14 protein-coding genes are annotated in these 16,893 nt (G+C 69.9%); all 14 read right to left on the reverse strand.

Going from position 1 to position 16,893, the window contains the following annotated elements:
• Nucleotides 1-24 precede the first annotated feature (24 nt).
• Nucleotides 25-915: a (2E,6E)-farnesyl diphosphate synthase gene (ispA, locus tag QMK61_RS13645; RefSeq protein ID WP_302072771.1), complete on the reverse strand. Its 891-nt coding sequence runs from the start codon at nucleotides 913-915 to the stop codon at nucleotides 25-27.
• Nucleotides 899-1,156 (reverse strand): exodeoxyribonuclease VII small subunit, encoded by a 258-nt coding sequence (locus QMK61_RS13650; protein WP_302072772.1) that lies wholly within the window; start codon nucleotides 1,154-1,156, stop codon nucleotides 899-901. The genes ispA and QMK61_RS13650 overlap by 17 nt, the downstream gene beginning before the upstream one ends.
• A gap of 88 nt (nucleotides 1,157-1,244) precedes the next feature.
• Nucleotides 1,245-2,522: a tRNA lysidine(34) synthetase TilS gene (gene tilS / locus QMK61_RS13655; RefSeq protein ID WP_302072854.1), complete on the reverse strand. Its 1,278-nt coding sequence runs from the start codon at nucleotides 2,520-2,522 to the stop codon at nucleotides 1,245-1,247.
• A 16-nt stretch (nucleotides 2,523-2,538) separates the two neighbouring features.
• Nucleotides 2,539-3,297: an NYN domain-containing protein gene (locus QMK61_RS13660; protein WP_302072773.1), complete on the reverse strand. Its 759-nt coding sequence runs from the start codon at nucleotides 3,295-3,297 to the stop codon at nucleotides 2,539-2,541.
• 56 nt (nucleotides 3,298-3,353) lie between these two features.
• The gene (locus QMK61_RS13665) at nucleotides 3,354-4,565 is read right to left on the reverse strand and encodes a hypothetical protein (RefSeq protein ID WP_302072774.1); all 1,212 of its coding nucleotides are present in this window, start codon (nucleotides 4,563-4,565) and stop codon (nucleotides 3,354-3,356) included.
• Between the two features lie 78 nt (nucleotides 4,566-4,643).
• On the reverse strand, nucleotides 4,644-5,600 hold the full coding sequence (locus QMK61_RS13670; protein WP_302072775.1) for an acetyl-CoA carboxylase carboxyltransferase subunit alpha: 957 nt from the start codon (nucleotides 5,598-5,600) through the stop codon (nucleotides 4,644-4,646).
• 236 nt (nucleotides 5,601-5,836) lie between these two features.
• Complete coding sequence (gene dnaE / locus QMK61_RS13675) at nucleotides 5,837-9,412, reverse strand: DNA polymerase III subunit alpha (protein ID WP_302072776.1); 3,576 nt, start codon at nucleotides 9,410-9,412, stop codon at nucleotides 5,837-5,839.
• A gap of 126 nt (nucleotides 9,413-9,538) precedes the next feature.
• On the reverse strand, nucleotides 9,539-9,721 hold the full coding sequence (locus tag QMK61_RS13680) for a hypothetical protein (protein ID WP_302072777.1): 183 nt from the start codon (nucleotides 9,719-9,721) through the stop codon (nucleotides 9,539-9,541).
• 191 nt (nucleotides 9,722-9,912) lie between these two features.
• Nucleotides 9,913-10,509 (reverse strand): ribonuclease HII, encoded by a 597-nt coding sequence (gene rnhB / locus QMK61_RS13685; protein ID WP_302072855.1) that lies wholly within the window; start codon nucleotides 10,507-10,509, stop codon nucleotides 9,913-9,915.
• Nucleotides 10,510-10,744: 235 nt separating this feature from the next.
• Nucleotides 10,745-11,983: a lipid-A-disaccharide synthase gene (lpxB, locus tag QMK61_RS13690; protein WP_302072778.1), complete on the reverse strand. Its 1,239-nt coding sequence runs from the start codon at nucleotides 11,981-11,983 to the stop codon at nucleotides 10,745-10,747.
• Between the two features lie 59 nt (nucleotides 11,984-12,042).
• A complete protein-coding gene (lpxA, locus tag QMK61_RS13695; RefSeq protein ID WP_302072779.1) occupies nucleotides 12,043-12,831 on the reverse strand; it encodes an acyl-ACP--UDP-N-acetylglucosamine O-acyltransferase in 789 nt (262 codons plus the stop codon).
• Nucleotides 12,828-13,304 (reverse strand): 3-hydroxyacyl-ACP dehydratase FabZ, encoded by a 477-nt coding sequence (fabZ, locus tag QMK61_RS13700; RefSeq protein WP_302072780.1) that lies wholly within the window; start codon nucleotides 13,302-13,304, stop codon nucleotides 12,828-12,830. Before fabZ ends, lpxA begins: the two co-directional genes overlap by 4 nt.
• Nucleotides 13,297-14,328: a UDP-3-O-(3-hydroxymyristoyl)glucosamine N-acyltransferase gene (gene lpxD / locus QMK61_RS13705; RefSeq protein ID WP_302072781.1), complete on the reverse strand. Its 1,032-nt coding sequence runs from the start codon at nucleotides 14,326-14,328 to the stop codon at nucleotides 13,297-13,299. The genes fabZ and lpxD overlap by 8 nt, the downstream gene beginning before the upstream one ends.
• 118 nt (nucleotides 14,329-14,446) lie before the next feature.
• Nucleotides 14,447-16,861 (reverse strand): outer membrane protein assembly factor BamA, encoded by a 2,415-nt coding sequence (bamA, locus tag QMK61_RS13710; protein WP_302072782.1) that lies wholly within the window; start codon nucleotides 16,859-16,861, stop codon nucleotides 14,447-14,449.
• Nucleotides 16,862-16,893 lie beyond the last annotated feature (32 nt).

Raw genomic sequence — 16,893 nt, forward strand, 5'->3', positions numbered from 1 at the left:
GCGCGGGCGCGGCCGTCCGCGGGATCAGCGCTGGCGCTGGGCGGCGTAGAGCGCCAGCTGCTCCAGCGATGCGGCTTGCGCCCCCAGCGGCGCGATGGCGGCCCGCGCCTCGTCCACCAGCTGCGCCAGCCGCGTGCGCGAGGCGTCCAGCCCCAGCAGGGAAGGGAAGGTGGGCTTGTCGGCGGCGGCGTCCTTGCCGGCAGTCTTGCCGATCACCGCGGATTCGCCTTCCACGTCGAGGATGTCGTCGCGCACCTGGAAGGCCAGGCCCACCGCGGCGGCGTAGCGGTCCAGCATGTCCAGCGCGGCCTGGCCGGCGCCGGCGGCGAGTGCGCCCAGACGCACGGAGGCGCGGATCAGCGCGCCGGTCTTGCAGGCGTGCATGTGCTCCAGCTCGGCCAGCGTGAGCCGGTGGCCCACCGCGGCCAGGTCCAACGCCTGGCCGCCGGCCATACCCTCGGCGCCGCAGGCGGCGCCCAGCGTGCGCAGCATGGCCACGCAGCGGCCGGCGTCGCCGCAGGACTCGGCCAGGATCTCGAAGGCCAGCGCCTGCAGCGCGTCGCCGGCGAGGATCGCCATCGCCTCGCCGAACACGATGTGGCAGGTGGGGCGGCCCCGGCGCAGCGCGTCGTCGTCCATCGCGGGCAGGTCGTCGTGCACCAGCGAGTAGGCGTGGATCAGCTCCACCGCGCAGGCGGGCGCGTCCAGTTCCGGCCCGTCGCGGCCCAGCGCGTGGCCGGCGGCATAGACCAGCAGCGGGCGCAGCCGCTTGCCGCCGCCGAGCACGGCATAGCGCATGGCGCGGTGCAGCTCGGGCGGGGAGCGGTCCGCGGCGGGCAGCACCCGGTCCAGCGCCTGTTCGGCGCGGGCGACCAGGGCTTGCAGCGCGGGGCCGAGTTCAGCGTTCGGGTGCAAACGGTTCGGCGCTATCGGGGGCATCGGGGTCCAGCAGCAGGCGCACGCGCAGTTCAGCCTGTTCCAGCGACTGCTGGCACTGCCGGTAGAGGCCGATGCCACGCTCGAAGGAGGCCAGCGATTCATCCAGGCTCAGCTCGCCGACTTCCATCTTCGCCACCAGCTGCTCGAGTTCGTCCAGCGAGTGCTCGAAGGCGGCGACGGCGGAGGTTTCGGCGGGGGCGGAAGCAGGCTTGGCCATGGGCCGCAACGCTAGCGCAGAGGCGGCCTGGAATCAATGCGGCAGGGCGCCGCCATGCGCTTTCCGGGGCATGCCGGAGGGCGTGGATTCAGGCGCCCGGTCGCCATCGGGGACGGCCGCCGGCAGCGTCGAACAGGGCCGTTCCGGCGGCGCTGATCCAGCGGTCGGCCACGGCCAGCAGCTCGTCGCCGCGGTACAGCAGCGGGCAGGCAGGGCGCCGCCACGGCGGCAGCGCGGCCTGCTGGAACAGGTCGCGCAATTCGCGCGTATGCGCGTCGCCGGCGGGCCGGATGCGTTCGCCGCCGCGGCGCAGGCGCACCGTCAGCGCCGCCGGCAGGCGCGCATCGGGGACGGCCAGGCGCAGTTCACCGCCGTCGGGCAGGGGCAGCGGTTCGCCGTGCCAGTCGTGCCGCCAGGTCGGATCGACCGCCGGCTGCGGCGGCAGCGCCCACAGTCGCCCTTTCCACAGGTGCAGTTCCGCGCCAGGCCAGCGGATGCACGGCGTCTGGCCGGGTTTCGCGTGGCTCTGCCGCTCGATCTGCGCGCGCTGCGCGGCGGTGGGTGCGGGCAGGCCGCGCGCGTGCAGCCAGTAGTCGAGCAGGGGGCCGCGCAGGGCCTGCGGCAGCGCCAGCCAGCCGGGCAGGTCCAGGCTGCCTCCGGTCGGGTCGTGCAGGCGTTCGAAGAGCGGTTGCCATTGCGCGCGCAACGCATCGGCCGCGTCGCGGCTGAGCGCGGCGCTGTGCAGGATCGAATCCACCGCCTGCGGCCAGTGCGCGGCGAGGCGGGGCAGGACTTCGTGGCGCAGGTAGTTGCGCGACAGCCGCGCGTCGGCGTTGGAGGGATCCTCGATGCAGGCCAGCGCATGCGCCTCGGCATAGGCGCGCAACTGCGCCCGGGACAGCGGCAGCAGCGGGCGCCACAGCCGGCCACGGCCGAACGGGCGGCGTTCGCGCATGCCGCCCAGCCCTTCCGGCCCTGCGCCGCGCAGCAGCTTCAGCAGCACGGTCTCGGCCTGGTCGTCGCGATGGTGCGCCAGCAGCAGCCATTCGCCCTCGCGCAGTGCTTGTCCGAAGGCGGCGTGGCGCGCGCGGCGCGCGGCGGCCTCCAGGCCTTCGCCGCGATGGTTCTCCACCCGGACGCGCGTCACGTCGCACGGCACGCCCAGCGCATCACACAGGCTCCGGACATGGTTCGCCCAGGTGCCGCTGTCCGGATGCAGGCCATGGTCCACGTGCAGCGCGCGCAGGCCGCGCGCGCGCGCTTCCGGCAGGCCGGCCAGCGCGTGCAGCAGGGCGGAGGAATCGGCGCCGCCGCTGCAGGCGACGCACAACGCGCCGGTGGATTGTTCGCGCAGTGCGCGGCGCAGCCGGTTCGGCAGCGCGTCAGCCGGATTCACGGGGCGCCGGTTTCTTCTTGTTGCGCACGTAGATCGCCTTGGGGCGGCCTTCGCCGGGGCTGCGCCGGTCCAGCTCGAACAGGTCGATCGCGGCGATCAGCTCGCTGAGCTTGCCGTAGCCCCAGCTGCGCGGGTCGAAGTTGGGCCGCTGCTTGGTGATGATCGAGCCGACCCCACCCAGGCCGGCCCAGCCCTCCTCGTCGGAGGCCGCCTCGATGGCATTGCGCAGCAGGTTGATCAGGCCGCTGTCCTGCTTCAGCTGGGCACTGCTGCGTGGCTTCAGCGGTGCCTCTTCGTCGGGCTTGGCGGCCAGCACTTCGGTGTAGATGAACTTGTCGCAGGCCGCCACGAAGGGCTCGGGCGTCTTGCGCTCGCCGAAGCCGTAGACGATCAGCCCGGATTCGCGGATGCGCGCGGCCAGCCGGGTGAAGTCGCTGTCGCTGGAGACGATGCAGAAGCCGTCGAAGCGCCCGGAGTAGAGCAGGTCCATGGCGTCGATGATCATCGCCGAGTCGGTGGCGTTCTTGCCGCTGGTGTAGCCGAACTGCTGGATCGGCTGGATCGACTGGGTGAGCAGCTGTTCCTTCCAGCCTTTCAGGTGGTTGGACGTCCAGTCGCCGTAGGCGCGCTTGACGTGGGCGGTGCCGTATTTGGCGACTTCGGCCAGGAGTCCCTCGGCCAACCCCGGCTGCGCGTTGTCGGCATCGATCAGGACGGCCAGCTTGGTTTGCGTTTCATTGGCCATGGTCGGCTCCCGCGGTTTGCCGACGATGGTAGCGCGACCTTTCCGGTGCCGCTCCGCTACAAGGCGCCGGCATCGTGCAGCTCCTGTTTGAGCTTGGCCGTGCCCAGCCAGCCCTTGAACTGCTTCGCAAGCCGCCCGTCGCGGAAGACGTAGTAGGTCGGCATGCCCCAGTTGGGCAGCATGGACCATTCGTCCTGGTGCCAGGCGACGTACATCGGGAGGCCGGGGAACTGCCGGTCCCAGGCCGACACGTCCTCGATCGGCTGCGCGGGCGAGGCCAACCAGACGGAGTGTCGCTCGAACAGTGGCCGCAGTTGCGCATCGGCCTCGATCGCTCGCGCGGCATCTTCGCTGAAGTGGCAGCCGGCGATGACCACGATGCGCAGCGGGCCGCCGAGATTGAAAGCCTGGCGCCGCATGGTGTCGGAGTGCACGTCCACGCTGAGCGCTGTGGGCTGGTTGTCGACCGGTGCCGGTCCGGGAGTGAAGGCGGGCAGCGCCGCGACGTGCATGCCGGGGTATTCCCCGCGGAGCCGGGCGGCTGCATCGAACTGGCGTATGCCGATCTCGGCCTTGTAAAGCTCCTCGAAGTCCGCATCCCCGGTCATGCCGCGGCGCTGCATTTCCTGGAGCACGCGCCGCAGTTGCGCGACGTGTGCGGCGTCCGGTACGGCGTACAGCGTCGTGTAGAGGGCGCGCACGAGCAGGCGCAGGTCAGGATCGCCCAGGTTCCGCCATGCAACCGGGTCGTGGAAGAAGCCGCCGAACAGGCGGTCATAGTCGCGCTTCTCGGCGGCGAACCGCTGGGCATCGGGCAGGGAGAAGCGCGGCTTGATCGCGCTCAGCGCGTCGAAGTGCCGCTCGGCTTCGCTCTCGGGGCATTGCGCCGGGATACATCCGCGTCGCCGGGCGTCCTCGACGCGCTCGAGCCGGAGCTGCCGCTGCCGGGCCGGTGTCACGCCCAAGTCGTCGGAGGGTGGTGGCTGGCCGAACAGCGCGTACAGCTGCACGATCTGCGGATGCGTCAGTTCCGCGGCCGGTTCGTCATAGTTGATGTCGATGCCATGCGGGCGGAACCGCAACTGCGCGAGGAAGCGCTTGCGGCTGGCCGGCGGCAGCGGTGCCAGCGGCGTGGACTGGACTGGCGTCTCGCGCAGATAGTGCTGCAGCTCGGCCTGAGAGTGGATTGGCGGTGTGTTCCGCGTGGATGCCGCCAGTGCCGGGGTGGCCAGGCAGGTAGCGAGCAGGACGGAGGGAAGGCGGATCATGGGGCGCTCCATGCGGCCGGACTTCCAGAATCTAACGGATATGGCGCGCAACGGCAGCCGGCGCCGACGATCCCAATTCTATTCCTGGAACGCGCCGTAGCCGCGCAGGCGCCGGTAGCGCTGTTCCAGCAGGTCGGGCAGCGGCATGGCCTCCAGCTCGTCGAGCTGGTTCATCAGCACCGCCTTGAGGCGGATCGCGATCGAGCGCGGGTTGCGGTGGGCGCCGCCCAGCGGTTCGCGGACCACCTTGTCGACCAGGCCGAGTTCCAGCAGGCGCGGCGCGGTGAGGCCCAGCGCCTCGGCGGCGTCGCGGGCCTTGTCGGCGCTCTTCCACAGGATCGAAGCGCAGCCCTCGGGCGAGATCACCGAGTAGGTGGCGTACTGCAGCATGTTCACGCGGTCGCCCACGCCGATCGCCAACGCGCCGCCGGAGCCGCCCTCGCCGATCACCGTGCAGATCACCGGCACCTTGAGTTCGGCCATCACCAGCAGGTTGCGTGCGATGGCTTCGCTCTGGCCGCGCTCCTCGGCGCCCACGCCGGGGTAGGCGCCGGGGGTGTCGATGAAGGTGAGCAGCGGCAGGCCGAAGCGCTCGGCCAGCTGCATCAGGCGCAGCGCCTTGCGGTAGCCCTCGGGTCGCGGCATGCCGAAGTTGCGGCGCACCTTTTCCTTGGTGCTGCGGCCCTTCTGGTGGCCGATGATCATCACCGCGCGGCCGTTGATGCGGCCCAGGCCGCCCACGATGGCGGGGTCGTCGGCGTACATGCGGTCGCCGGCCAGCTCGTGGAATTCCTCGCAGACGGTGCCGATGTAGTCCAGCGTGTACGGCCGCGCCGGGTGGCGCGACAGCTGGGTGACCTGCCACGAACTGAGGTTGCGGAAGATGTCCGCGGTCTTGACCTTCAGCTTCTCGCGCAGGCGACCGACTTCCTCGTCGATGTTGAACGCCTGGCCGTCGCTGGCGTGGCGAAGCTCTTCGATCTTCGCTTCCAGCTCGGCGATGGGTTGTTCGAAGTCGAGGAAGTTGGGGTTCATTCGTTATGGTTCGTTGTCACAAGCGCGGCAGTATACCGGGGCACAGGAGGGGGCGGGAACGGGAGCGTATGGGCCCCTGCTGTTCGCCCTGGGCGCCGGAGTCGAAGGGCAAGGGAACGCATGGGCCCTTCGACTCCGCTTCGCTACGCTCAGGGCGAACGGGTTGGCAGGCCGAGCCCTCAAGCCAGCCCATCTCCCGGAGAGGAAGGCTCAATGGCTGCCTTTTCGCCGAAGGATCAGCTCTCGCTCCTGACCAGCCGCAGCCGTGCCGCCTCGACCCCGGGCAGGCTGCGCACCGCGCGCAGCAGTGCGGGGATGGCGTCCACGCGCCAGTCCTCGCCCAGTTCCAGGTCGGCCTGGGCGGACTGGTTGTGGTAGCCGCCGAGGACCACGCTGGCGCGGCCGCCGCGGTAGCCGGCCAGGGCCTGCTGCAGCTGCTGCACGAAGCCGGGGCCGATGCCGTTCAGCTTCACGTGCAGCAGGCGCGCCTGGCGGCGGCAGGCGTCGCCGAGGGTGGTGACGCCGCGCGCGCGCAGCTGGAAGCCGCCACCGGAGAAATCGTCGATGCGCAGGCCGCCCTCGACCACCAGGATCTCGTCGCGCACCAGCAAGGGCGCCGCCTGCTGGTACAGCTCGCCGAAGAAGCTCACCTCGATGATGCCGGTGCCGTCCTCCAGGCGCACGAAGGCGTCGCTGTCGCCGCGCTTGCGCACGGCCACGACCATGCCGGCCACGGTCCACGGCGTGTCGGGGCCGCGGCGGAAGCGGTTGCCGTCATCGCCGTCGCCCTTGCGCGGCCGGGGCGGCTGGTAGCGCTCGGCGATCTCGCCCAGCGGGCAGGTGGCGAGCTGGGCCAGCTCCTCGCGCCACGGGTCGGTGGGGTGGCCGGAGAGGTAATGGCCCAGGGTGTCGCGCTCGCCCTGCAGCTTCTGTTCGAGCGGCCAGTCGGGCGCGGTGGGCAGGTCCACCTGCACCACCGGCGCGGCGCCGCCCAGCATGGCGCCGAACATGTCGTTCTGGCCGGACTGGCGGTCGCGCAGGTGCTGCTCGGCGGCCTTGATGGCGTCGGGCAGCTGCAGCATCAGGCTGGCGCGGTTGGGTGCCAGTGCGTCCAGCGCGCCGGACAGGACCAGCGCCTCCAGCACGCGGCGGTTGAAACGGGTGGAATCGACCCGGCGGCAGAAATCGGCCAGGTCCTTGTACGGCCCGCCGCGGCGGCGTTCCTCGACGACGGACTCGCACGCGCCCTGGCCCACGCCCTTGATCGCGCCCAGGCCATAGCGGATGGTGCGCGAGCCGCGGCCGGCGGCGAGGCTGTCGTCGGCCATCGCCACGAACATGTAGTCGGAGGCGTTCACGTCCGGCGGCAGCACGGTGAGGCCGATCGCGCGCGACTCGTCGAGGAAGGTCACCACCTTGTCGGTGTTGTCCATGTCCGAGGAGATCGTCGCGGCCATGAACTCGGCCGGGTAGTGCGCCTTCAGCCAGGCGGTCTGGTAGGACACCAGCGCGTAGGCGGCGGCGTGCGACTTGTTGAAGCCGTAGCCGGCGAACTTCTCCATCAGGTCGAAGATGGCGTCGGCCTTGTCGCTGCCGATGCCACCCCGGGCCGCGCCCTCGCGGAAAGTCGCGCGGTGCTTGACCATCTCCTCGACTTTCTTCTTGCCCATCGCGCGGCGCAGCAGGTCGGCGCCGCCGAGCGTGTAGCCGCCCACGATCTGCGCCATCTGCATCACCTGCTCCTGGTAGACCATGATGCCGTAGGTCTCTTTCAGGACGGGCTCGACGCGCGGGTCGGGGTATTCCACGTCCTCGCGGCCGTGCTTGCGCGCCACGAAGCTCGGGATCAGGTCCATCGGGCCGGGGCGGTACAGCGCGCCCAGCGCGATCAGGTCCTCGAAGCGGTCGGGCCTGGCGTCCTTCAGCATGCGCTGCATGCCGGCGGATTCGAACTGGAAGATGGCGACCGTGCGCGCCTTCTTGAATACCTCGTCGTAGGTGGTGGCGTCGTCCAGCGGCAGCTGGGCGATGTCCAGCGGCTCCCCGCCGGCCTCGGCGCGGCGCGCGTTGATGGCCTTCACCGCCCAGTCGATGATGGTCAGCGTGCGCAGGCCGAGGAAGTCGAACTTCACCAGGCCGACCGCTTCCACGTCGTCCTTGTCGTACTGGGTGACCACGCCGCCGCCGCCCGGCTCGCAGTACAGCGGGGCGAACTCGGTCAGCGGCTTGGGGCCGATCACCACGCCGCCGGCATGCTTGCCGACGTTGCGGGTGAGGTTCTCCAGCTTCAGCGCCAGGTCGATCAGCGGGCGCGCCTCGTCCTCGTCCTGCTCGTACAGCTCGCAGAATTCCTTGACGACGCGCTCGGGTTCCTTTTTCGCCTTTTCCGTGCGGTTCAGCGCGTCGGACAAGGTGAGATCGAGCGGGCGCGGCGGGATCAGCTTGGCGATCTTGTCGACCGCGCCGTAGCCCATGCCGAGTACGCGGCCGGAATCGCGCAACACCGCCTTCGCCGCCATCGAGCCGTAGGTGATGATCTGGCTGACGTGGTCGCGGCCGTACTTGCGCGCCACGTAATCGATCACCTCGTCGCGGCGGTCCATGCAGAAGTCGATGTCGAAATCCGGCATCGACACGCGCTCGGGGTTGAGGAAGCGCTCGAACAGCAGCTCGAACTGCAGCGGGTCGAGGTCGGTGATCTTCAGCACCCACGCCACCAGCGAGCCGGCGCCCGAGCCGCGGCCGGGGCCGACCGGGATGCCGTTCTGCTTGCCCCAGTTGATGAAGTCCGCCACGATCAGGAAGTAGCCGGGGAAGCCCATCTCGACGATGACGTCCAGCTCGCGTTCCAGCCGCGCCTCGTAGTCGGCCAGGGTGTGGCCGGGCGCGAGCGGGGCGGAGGCCAGGCGCTCCTTCAGGCCTTCGCGCGCGGTCGCGCGGATGTAGCTGTCGAGGTCGTGGCCCTCGGGCACCGGGAAGTCGGGCAGGTAGTAGGTGCCGAAGCTCAGTTCCAGGTTGCAGCGCCTGGCCAGCTCGACGGTGTTTTCCAGCGCTTCGGGCAGGTCGGCGAACAGCGCCTCCATCTCCTCCGGCGTCTTCAGGTACTGCTGCTCGCTGTAGTCGCGCGGGCGCTTGGGGTCGGCCAGCACGCGGCCCTGGTGGATGCACACGCGCGCCTCGTGCGCCTCGAAGTCCTCGCGGGCGAGGAAGCGCACGTCGTTGCTGGCGACCACCGGCAGGTCCAGTTCGGCGGCCAGCGCCAGCGCGGCGGTGTTCCAGCTTTCCTCGCCCTCGCGGCCGCAGCGGGTCAGCTCCAGGTACAGGCGGTCGGGGAACAGCCGCGCCAGCGGGCGCAACTTCGCCAGCGCGGCGTCGGTGCCCTGGTTCACCGCGATGCGCGCGACTTCGCTCTCGCGCCCGAGCAGGGCGATCAGCCCGTCGCTGCCCTGCGGCGTGAGCCAGCCGGCCTCGACCAGCGCGCGGCCGCCCTGCTGGCCGTCGCGCCAGGCGCGCGAGACCAGCCGCGACAGGTTGAGGTAGCCCTCGCGGTGCTGGCACAGCACGGTGAGCCGCCACGGCCGCGGGTCGTCCGGCGCGGCGATCCACAGGTCGCTGCCGCACAGCGGCTTGATGCCGGCCGCGTTGCACGCCTTGTAGAACTTCACCAGCGCAAACATGTTGCTTTCGTCGGTGAGCGCCACCGCCGGCATGCCCGCGCGCGCGCACGCGCCGACCAGCGCCTTGATGCGGATGGTCGAGTCGACCAGCGAGTATTCGCTGTGCAGGTGCGTGTGGACGAAGCGTGCGGGCATGCGGACCCACCGGGTGAGTCCACGAAGGCTAACCGTGGCGCCGGTCGCGGACAAGCTTGACAGGCGCCATGCCGCGCCGCACGGGGCGCGGGCGCGGCATGCGCGCGGATGCGCGCCGCGCGGCGGTCAGCTCACGCGGAAGCGGCCGTCCTCCAGGCGGCACTCGATGTAGTGCGCGAGGCTCTCGACGGGCAGCGGATGCAGGTCGTAGTCCGCGTGCCGCGCGCCGCGGCCGGCGTCCTCCGGCGGAAGGACGGTCGCTGGCAGGGTGGCGGGTGCGGGTTCCAGGCGTTGGCTGGGCTGGATCATGGCGCGTCTCCTCCCGGGGTACGGGCTAACTGGCGGCAACCCGTGCGTCCATGCGCTGGCGCAGGCGCGGGTCGCAGGCGATCGCGCGTGCGTCCGCTTCCTTCCTATACCCCTTCGGATGCGCCTGCAAGCGATTGGGTTGCAGGAAAGGCGATGGCCGCCATGCGCATGGCAGCGGTTCAAGCCGCGGTTCAGCTACAGGCGAGCCGTTCCAGCAGGACGCGCACCGGCGCGAAGCTGCGGCGGTGCTGCGGGCACGGGCCCAGGCGTTCCAGCGCTTCCAGGTGGGCGGGCGTGGGGTAGCCCTTGTGTTCCGCGAAGCCATAGCCGGGGAAGTGCGCCTCCAGCGAGGCCATCAGGCGGTCGCGGGTGACCTTGGCCAGGATCGAGGCGGCGCTGATCGACGGCTCCAGCGCGTCGCCACCCACGATGGCGCGGCCGGGGCAGGGCAGGCCGGGCGGCAGCCGGTTGCCGTCCACCAGCGCCTCGTGCGGCCGGTGGACCAGCCCGGCCACGGCGCGGCACATGCCGACCATGGTGGCCTGGAAGATGTTGATCCGGTCGATTTCCTCGACCTCCACCAGCACCACGCAACAGGCCAGCGCGCGTTCCATGATCAGCGGGTAGAGCGCCTCGCGTTTCTTCTCGCTGAGCTTCTTGGAATCGTCGAGGCCGTCGATGGGACGGCGTGGATCGAGGATCACCGCCGCCACCGCCACCGGGCCGGCGAGGGGGCCACGGCCGGCCTCGTCCACCCCCGCTCTTAAAAAACCGTCTTCGATCGGAATGGAGCGGACACGGTTCGCGGCAAAGGAATGCTGTGCGGGCCCGCTCGGCGCGTTCGCCTCCTCTCCCCACCGGGGCGAGGATCGAGGTGAGGGGCGGGAGCTCGCGGAAGCATCGATCGAGGCGCGCTCCGATGCTGGTTCTTCGCGAGGGTTGCCCCCCACCCCGGCCCTCTCCCCGGAGGGGAGAGGGGGAACATCGTGCGACCCGAGGGGAAGCTCGAGCGAACCGGATGCCCTAGGACGCACGACCGTCATCCAGCATTTCGGCGATGGCGCTGGCGGCCTGGTCGCCGGCGCGGCTGCCGACGTCGCCACGCAGGGCGCGGTGCAGCTGTTCGAAGGCGGCGACGATGGCGCCGCGCCGCTCGCTGTCGTTGAACAGCGCCAGGGTGGCGTCGGCCAGCTTCGCGGCGGTGAAGTGCTCCTGCATCAGTTCCGGCACCAGCACGGCCTCCCTGCCCAGGCCGCAGGCGCGGGCGAGGATGTTGGGCAGGGTGTAGACGTCGGTCTTCAGCATGTTCATCACGCGCGCCAGCCGGTAGCTCAGCGGCGACACGCGGTAGCCGGCCACCATCGGGCGCTTGGCCAGCATGGCTTCCAGCGCGGCGGTGCCGGAGGCCAGCAGCACCACGTCGGAGGCCAGCATGGCCTCGTGCGCATGGCCGTCGAACAACAGCAGGTGGTCGTCGTGCGGGGCCCTGGACAGCAGCTCGCGCAGGCCGTCCAGCATGCGCGCATTGGCGGCCGGGATCACCACGCGCAGGCCCGGCATGGCGGCGGCCACGCGGCGCGCGGCGTCGAGGAAGGTGGCACCCATGCGCGCCAGCTCGGACGGGCGGCTGCCGGGCAGCAGGGCCAGCACCGGCACGTCCTGCGGCAGGCCGAGGACCTCGCGCGCGCCGGCGCGGTCGGAGACCAGCGCGAAGCGGTCGGCCAGCGGGTGGCCGACGAAGCGGGCATCGACGCCGTGCCTGGCGTAGATCGCCGGCTCCATCGGGAACAGGCACAGCACGCGCGAGGCCGAATGGCCGATCTTCTCCGCGCGCTTCTCGCGCCAGGCCCATACCGAGGGGCTGACGTAGTGCACAGTGCGCAGGCCGGCCTGCTTCAGGCGCTGCTCCACGCCGAGATTGAAATCGGGCGCATCGATGCCGACCACCACGTCGGGCCGCGCCTCCAGCAGCCGGGCGACCAGTTCCCTGCGCAGGCGCAGCAGGCGCGGCAGGTGCCGCACCACTTCGGCGAAGCCGAACAGCGACAGTTCGCGGATGTCGTACCAGGATTCGAAATCCTGCGCCTGCATGCGCTGGCCGCCGATGCCGACGAAACGGGCGGCCGGATAGCGCTGGCGCAGGGCGACGATCAGGTCGGCGCCGAGCTGGTCGCCGGAATCCTCGCCGGCGATCAGGGCGATCAGCGGGACCCGGGGCTCGGAGCCCGGCGGCCGGTGGGGCGGGGCGGGGACGGAGCTCATGGCGGGAGTGTAGCGTGTCCGCGGGGCGAAGCGACCCCGCGGGCGGTCCCGGGCGGGGTTCAGCGCGCCAGCGCGCGCTCGCTGCGGTCGAGGAAGTCGAGCATCGCGCGCACGTCCTCGCTGTCCTGCGCCTGCGCGGCGAGCTGTTCGCGCGCCTCGGCCTGCGACAGCCCGGCCATGTACAGCGTGCGGTAGGCGCGCTTGATGGCCGAGATGCGCGGAGCCTCGAAGCCGCGCCGCTTCAGCCCTTCGGTGTTGATGCCGCGCGGGCGGCCGTGCTGCTCGTTGGCCATGGTCACGAACGGCGGCACGTCGGAGCCGACCAGGCAGCCCATGCCGATGAAGGCGTGCGCGCCGACCTTGCAGAACTGGTGCACGCCGGCGTAGCCCGACACGATCACCCAGTCGCCGATCTCGACGTGCCCGGCCAGCGCCGAGTAGTTGGAGAACACGGTGTGACTGCCCACCTGGCAGTCGTGCGCGATGTGCACGTAGGCCAGCAGCCAGTTGTCGTTGCCGATGCGGGTGATGCCGCCGCCCTCGCCGGTGCCGCGGTTGATGGTGACGAACTCGCGGATCAGGTTGCGGTCGCCGATCACCAGTTCGGTGCGCTCGCCGGCGAATTTCTTGTCCTGCGCCGCGCCACCGATGGAGGCGAACTGCGCGATGCGGTTGTCGCGGCCGATCCGCGTGGGGCCCTCGATCACCACGTGCGGGCCGACCACGGTGCCTTCGCCGATCTCCACCTCGGCGCCGATCACGCTGTAGGCGCCGATGGCGACGTTGGCGCCGATCACGGCGCCGGCATCGATCTGCGCGGTGGGATGGATCAGCGCGGCGACGCTCATTTGTCGCCCCTTGCGGCGCACATCAGTTCGCAGCTCGCCACTTCGCGGCCGTCGACCAGCGAGCGCGCCTCGAACAGGCCCATGCTGCGCATCAGCCGCTTCAGGCGCACTTCCATGCGCAACTGGTCGCCCGGTACCACCGGCGCGTTGAAGCGCGCGTTGTCCACCTTGGCCAGGTAGAACAGCGAATTGCTGTTGTTGCCCTTGAGGCGGTTCGAGATCAGGGTGAGCAGGCCGGCGCTCTGCGCCATCGCCTCCACGATCAGCACGCCGGGCATCACCGGGTGGCCGGGGAAGTGGCCGTTGAAGAACGGCTCGTTGATGGTGACGTTCTTCAGCGTCGCCACGCTCTGGTCCGGATCCAGTTCGATCACCCGGTCCACCAGCAGGAACGGGTAGCGGTGCGGCAGCAGTTCCTGGATCTGTTCCACGTTCACCGGCAGGCGCAGGGTCGCGGCGGCGTTGTCATTCATCGTTCTTGTCCTTCTCCAGCGCCGCCAGGCGGCGCGCGAAATCGTCCAGATGCTTGAAGCGGGCGGCGTTCCTGCGCCACTGCCGGTTCTCCTGCAGGGGAATGCCGGAGGAGTATTCGCCGGGCTCGCGGATCGAATGCGTCACCAGGCTCTTGGCGGTAATGGTAACCCGGTCGGCCAGCTCCAGATGGCCGAGCACGCCGGCGTTGCCGCCGATCATGCAGTAGCGGCCGATCCTGGCGCTGCCGGCCACCGCGGCGCAGCCGGCCATCGCGGTATGCGCGCCCACGTGCACGTTGTGCGCGATCTGGATCTGGTTGTCCAGGCGCACGTCTTCCTCCAGCACGGTGTCGTCCAGCGCGCCGCGGTCGATGGTGGTGTTGGCGCCGATCTCGCAATCGTCGCCGACGCGCACGCCGCCGAGCTGGGGCAGCTTGATCCAGTGGTCGGCGTCGAAGGCGAGGCCGAAGCCGTCCGAGCCGATCACCGCGCCGGGGTGCACCAGCACGCGCTTGCCCAGGGTCACCCGCGTGACCAGGGTGACGCGGGCCACCAGGCGCGACTGCGCGCCCACGGTGCAGTCCTCGCCCACGATGCAGTGCGGGCCGAGCACGGCCCCGTCCTCGATCACCGCGCCCTCGGCCACGGTGCAGCAGGGACCGATGCTGGCGCTGGCGGCGACCCGCGCCCCGGGGGCGACCACCGCGCTGGGATGGATGCCGGGCGGCGCGGACGGCAGGCGCTCGAACAGCGCGGCGATCTTGGCGTAGGCCACGTAGGGATCGCGCGCCACCAGCGCGGGCACCGGGCAATCGGCGAGGTTCTCCTCGCGCAGGATCACCGCGCCGGCGCGGGTGGCGGCCAGCTGCGCGGCGTACTTGCCGTTGGAGAGGAAGCTGAGCTGGCCGGCGCCGGCCCCGGACAGCGTGCCTACGCCGCCGATGCGGGTGGCGTCGTCGCCATGGCAGCTCAGGCCGAAGCGTTCGGCCAGTTCGGCCAGCGTATAGGTGGTATGGGCGTTCAAGGCAGTCTCCGGGACCCGGCGGGCATTGTATCGGTTGCCGCCGCGGGTCGTGGCGCCGGAAAGCGGAAAGCGCGGCCAGGGCCGCGCTTTCCGGAACGCCTGGCGAAGATGGCGGCGGTCAGAACTGGCTGCCGAAGGTGAACTGGATGCGTTCCTCGTAGTGCCGGTCGCTGGGCTGGCTGCGGATCGGCGTGGCCAGGCTGATGATCAGCGGGCCGATCGGCGCCTTCCAGTGCAGCGAGATGCCGGCGGAGGCACGCAGGTCCTTCGCCTCGAAGCTCTGGTAGTTCTTGTAGGCGTTGCCGACGTCCATGAACAGCGACACGCGGGCGGTGTTGATGTCCTTGAGGAACGGCAGCGGCAGGTACACCTCGGCCGTGCCCAGCACCTTGAACGCACCGCCGATCGGCTGCGCGTAGTAGTAGTAGCTGCCGCCGCAGTAGCCGTTCTTGTCGGGCTGGATGGCCTTGCCGGTGGTGGTGTCGAGGCCGGCGCAGACGCGGGGGCCCAGGGTGTTGTCCTGGAAGCCGCGCACGTCGCGCACGCCGCCGGCGTAGAAGTTCTGCCAGAACGGGTAGTCGTATTTCTGGCCCGCCTGGTACTGGCCGAAGGTGCGGTCGTAGGTCTGGTTGCCGTAGGTGGCGCCGTAACCGACCTGGCCGTCCAGGTACAGCACGAAGCCGCCGCCGATCGGCCAGTAGTGGTTGGCCTCGCCGATGAAGCGCCAGTACTGCACGGTGGAGCCGGGCAGGGCGCCGTCCACCGACGCCGACAGCAGGCCGCCGCGGGTGGCCGCCCAGTAGCTGTTGCGGGTGTCGTAGGTCCAGCCGATCGAGCCGGTCCACGAATGGATGGTCTTATGGCCGATCGCGTTCTGGTAGTCGATCAGCACCTGCGGGGTATAGCCCTCGTAGTTGTTGATCTTGGTGCTGCTGAGGCCCAGGCTGAGGTTGAGGCCCTGGAAATCGGTGATCGGGATGCCGAGGCGCGTGGAGAAGGAGCGCGTGCTGTTGGAGTAGCTGGCGTACTCGCTGCCCAGGTCGCTGAAGTCGGCCTTGGAAAGCTGGATGTTGTAGCCGATGCCGACGCCGTTGTCGGTGAGGTAGGGGTTGTAGTAGCTGGCGTTGATCTGGGTGTAGTAGTCGCTCTTCTCCGCGCCCACCGAGAACTGGTCGCCGGTGCCGAGGAAGTTGTTCTGCGACACCGAGCCGGACAGGATGATGCCGGAGTACTGCGAGTAGCCCACGCCGAACATCAGGCTGCCGGAGGATTGCTCCTCCACCTTCACCTTGAGGTCGACCTGGTCCGGCGAGCCCGGCACGCGGGTCTTGTCGATGTCCACCTTCTTGAAGAAGCCCAGCCGCTGCAGGCGGATCTTGGAACGGTCGATCGCCGCCTGCGAGTACCAGGCGCCCTCGAGCTGGCGCATCTCGCGGCGCAGCACGTCGTCCTCGGTGCGCGTGTTGCCTTCCAGCACGATGCGGCGCACGTAGATGCGGTGGCCCGGCTGCACGTACAGGGACAGGTCGACGGTGCGCTTGTCCTTGTCCAGCTTGGGAATGGTGTCCACCTTCGCGTAGGCGTAGCCCATGTCGGCCAGCACGGCCTTCATCGCCTTGGTGCAGTCCTCGATGGCCTGGCGGTTGAAGGTCTGGCCCTTCCTGACGAAGGCGTTCGTCAGCTTGGTCATGTAGTCGGGCAGGATCAGGTCGCCGAGCAGGTGCACGTCGGAGATGGTGTAGATCTCGCCTTCCTTGACGTCGGCGGTGATGTACATCTCGCGCTTGTCGGGCGAGATGGTGACCTGCGAGGAATCCAGGCCGAAGTCGGCGTAGCCGCGGTCCATGTAGTAGGACTGCAGCTTGTTCAGGTCGCCGGACAACTTGTCGCTGGAATACTGGTCGTTCTTGGAATACCAGGACATCCAGTTGGTGGTGCCGGACTCGAAGCCGTCCTCGATCTCCTTGTCGGAGAAGGCATGGTTGCCGACGATGTTGATTTCCTTGATCTTGGCGACCTTGCCCTCGCGGATCTCGATGTCGATGGCGACGCGGTTGCGGTCCAGCCGGGTCACGTGCGGCAGCACCGACACGTTGTACTTGCCGCGGTTGTAGTACTGGTGGATCAGCTCCTGCTGCACGCGGTCCAGCGCGAGGCGGTCGAAGGTCTCGCCTTCGGACAGGCCGATCGACTTCAGGCCCTTCTTCAGGTCGTCGGTCTTGATGTCGTGGTTGCCGCGGATGTTGAGCTTGGCGATGGACGGGCGCTCGGTCACCTTGACCACCAGGATGTCGCCCTGGCGCTCCACCTCCACGTCGCTGAAGAAGTGGGTCTGGTACAGCGCGCGGATCGCACGCTGCACCGAGTCGGTGGTGACGCGGTCGCCCTTGCTGATCGGCAGGTAGTTCAGCACGGTGCCGGCCGAGATGCGGCTGAGGCCGTCGATGCGGATGTCGGAAACGACGAACGGCTCGAAGGCGAGCACGTTGGCGGAGAGTGAGGCGAGCAGGATCAGGGCGGCGATACGCTTCATCGTCGATTCCGTTGGGTTATTCCGTCGGAGCG

Source organism: Fulvimonas sp. R45 (genome assembly GCF_030504985.1).
Lineage (GTDB): Bacteria > Pseudomonadota > Gammaproteobacteria > Xanthomonadales > Rhodanobacteraceae > Rhodanobacter_A.

Bases quoted from the DNA above. Each gene is read 5' to 3' on its own strand.
- lpxB (WP_302072778.1), bottom strand. From the start codon at position 11,983: ATGAGCTCCGTCCCCGCCCCGCCCCACCGGCCGCCGGGCTCCGAGCCC.
- QMK61_RS13665 (WP_302072774.1), bottom strand. From the start codon at position 4,565: ATGATCCGCCTTCCCTCCGTCCTGCTCGCTACCTGCCTGGCCACCCCG.
- lpxA (WP_302072779.1), bottom strand. From the start codon at position 12,831: ATGAGCGTCGCCGCGCTGATCCATCCCACCGCGCAGATCGATGCCGGC.
- QMK61_RS13670 (WP_302072775.1), bottom strand. From the start codon at position 5,600: ATGAACCCCAACTTCCTCGACTTCGAACAACCCATCGCCGAGCTGGAA.
- dnaE (WP_302072776.1), bottom strand. From the start codon at position 9,412: ATGCCCGCACGCTTCGTCCACACGCACCTGCACAGCGAATACTCGCTG.
- QMK61_RS13660 (WP_302072773.1), bottom strand. From the start codon at position 3,297: ATGGCCAATGAAACGCAAACCAAGCTGGCCGTCCTGATCGATGCCGAC.
- fabZ (WP_302072780.1), bottom strand. From the start codon at position 13,304: ATGAATGACAACGCCGCCGCGACCCTGCGCCTGCCGGTGAACGTGGAA.
- QMK61_RS13680 (WP_302072777.1), bottom strand. From the start codon at position 9,721: ATGATCCAGCCCAGCCAACGCCTGGAACCCGCACCCGCCACCCTGCCA.
- bamA (WP_302072782.1), bottom strand. From the start codon at position 16,861: ATGAAGCGTATCGCCGCCCTGATCCTGCTCGCCTCACTCTCCGCCAAC.
- QMK61_RS13650 (WP_302072772.1), bottom strand. From the start codon at position 1,156: ATGGCCAAGCCTGCTTCCGCCCCCGCCGAAACCTCCGCCGTCGCCGCC.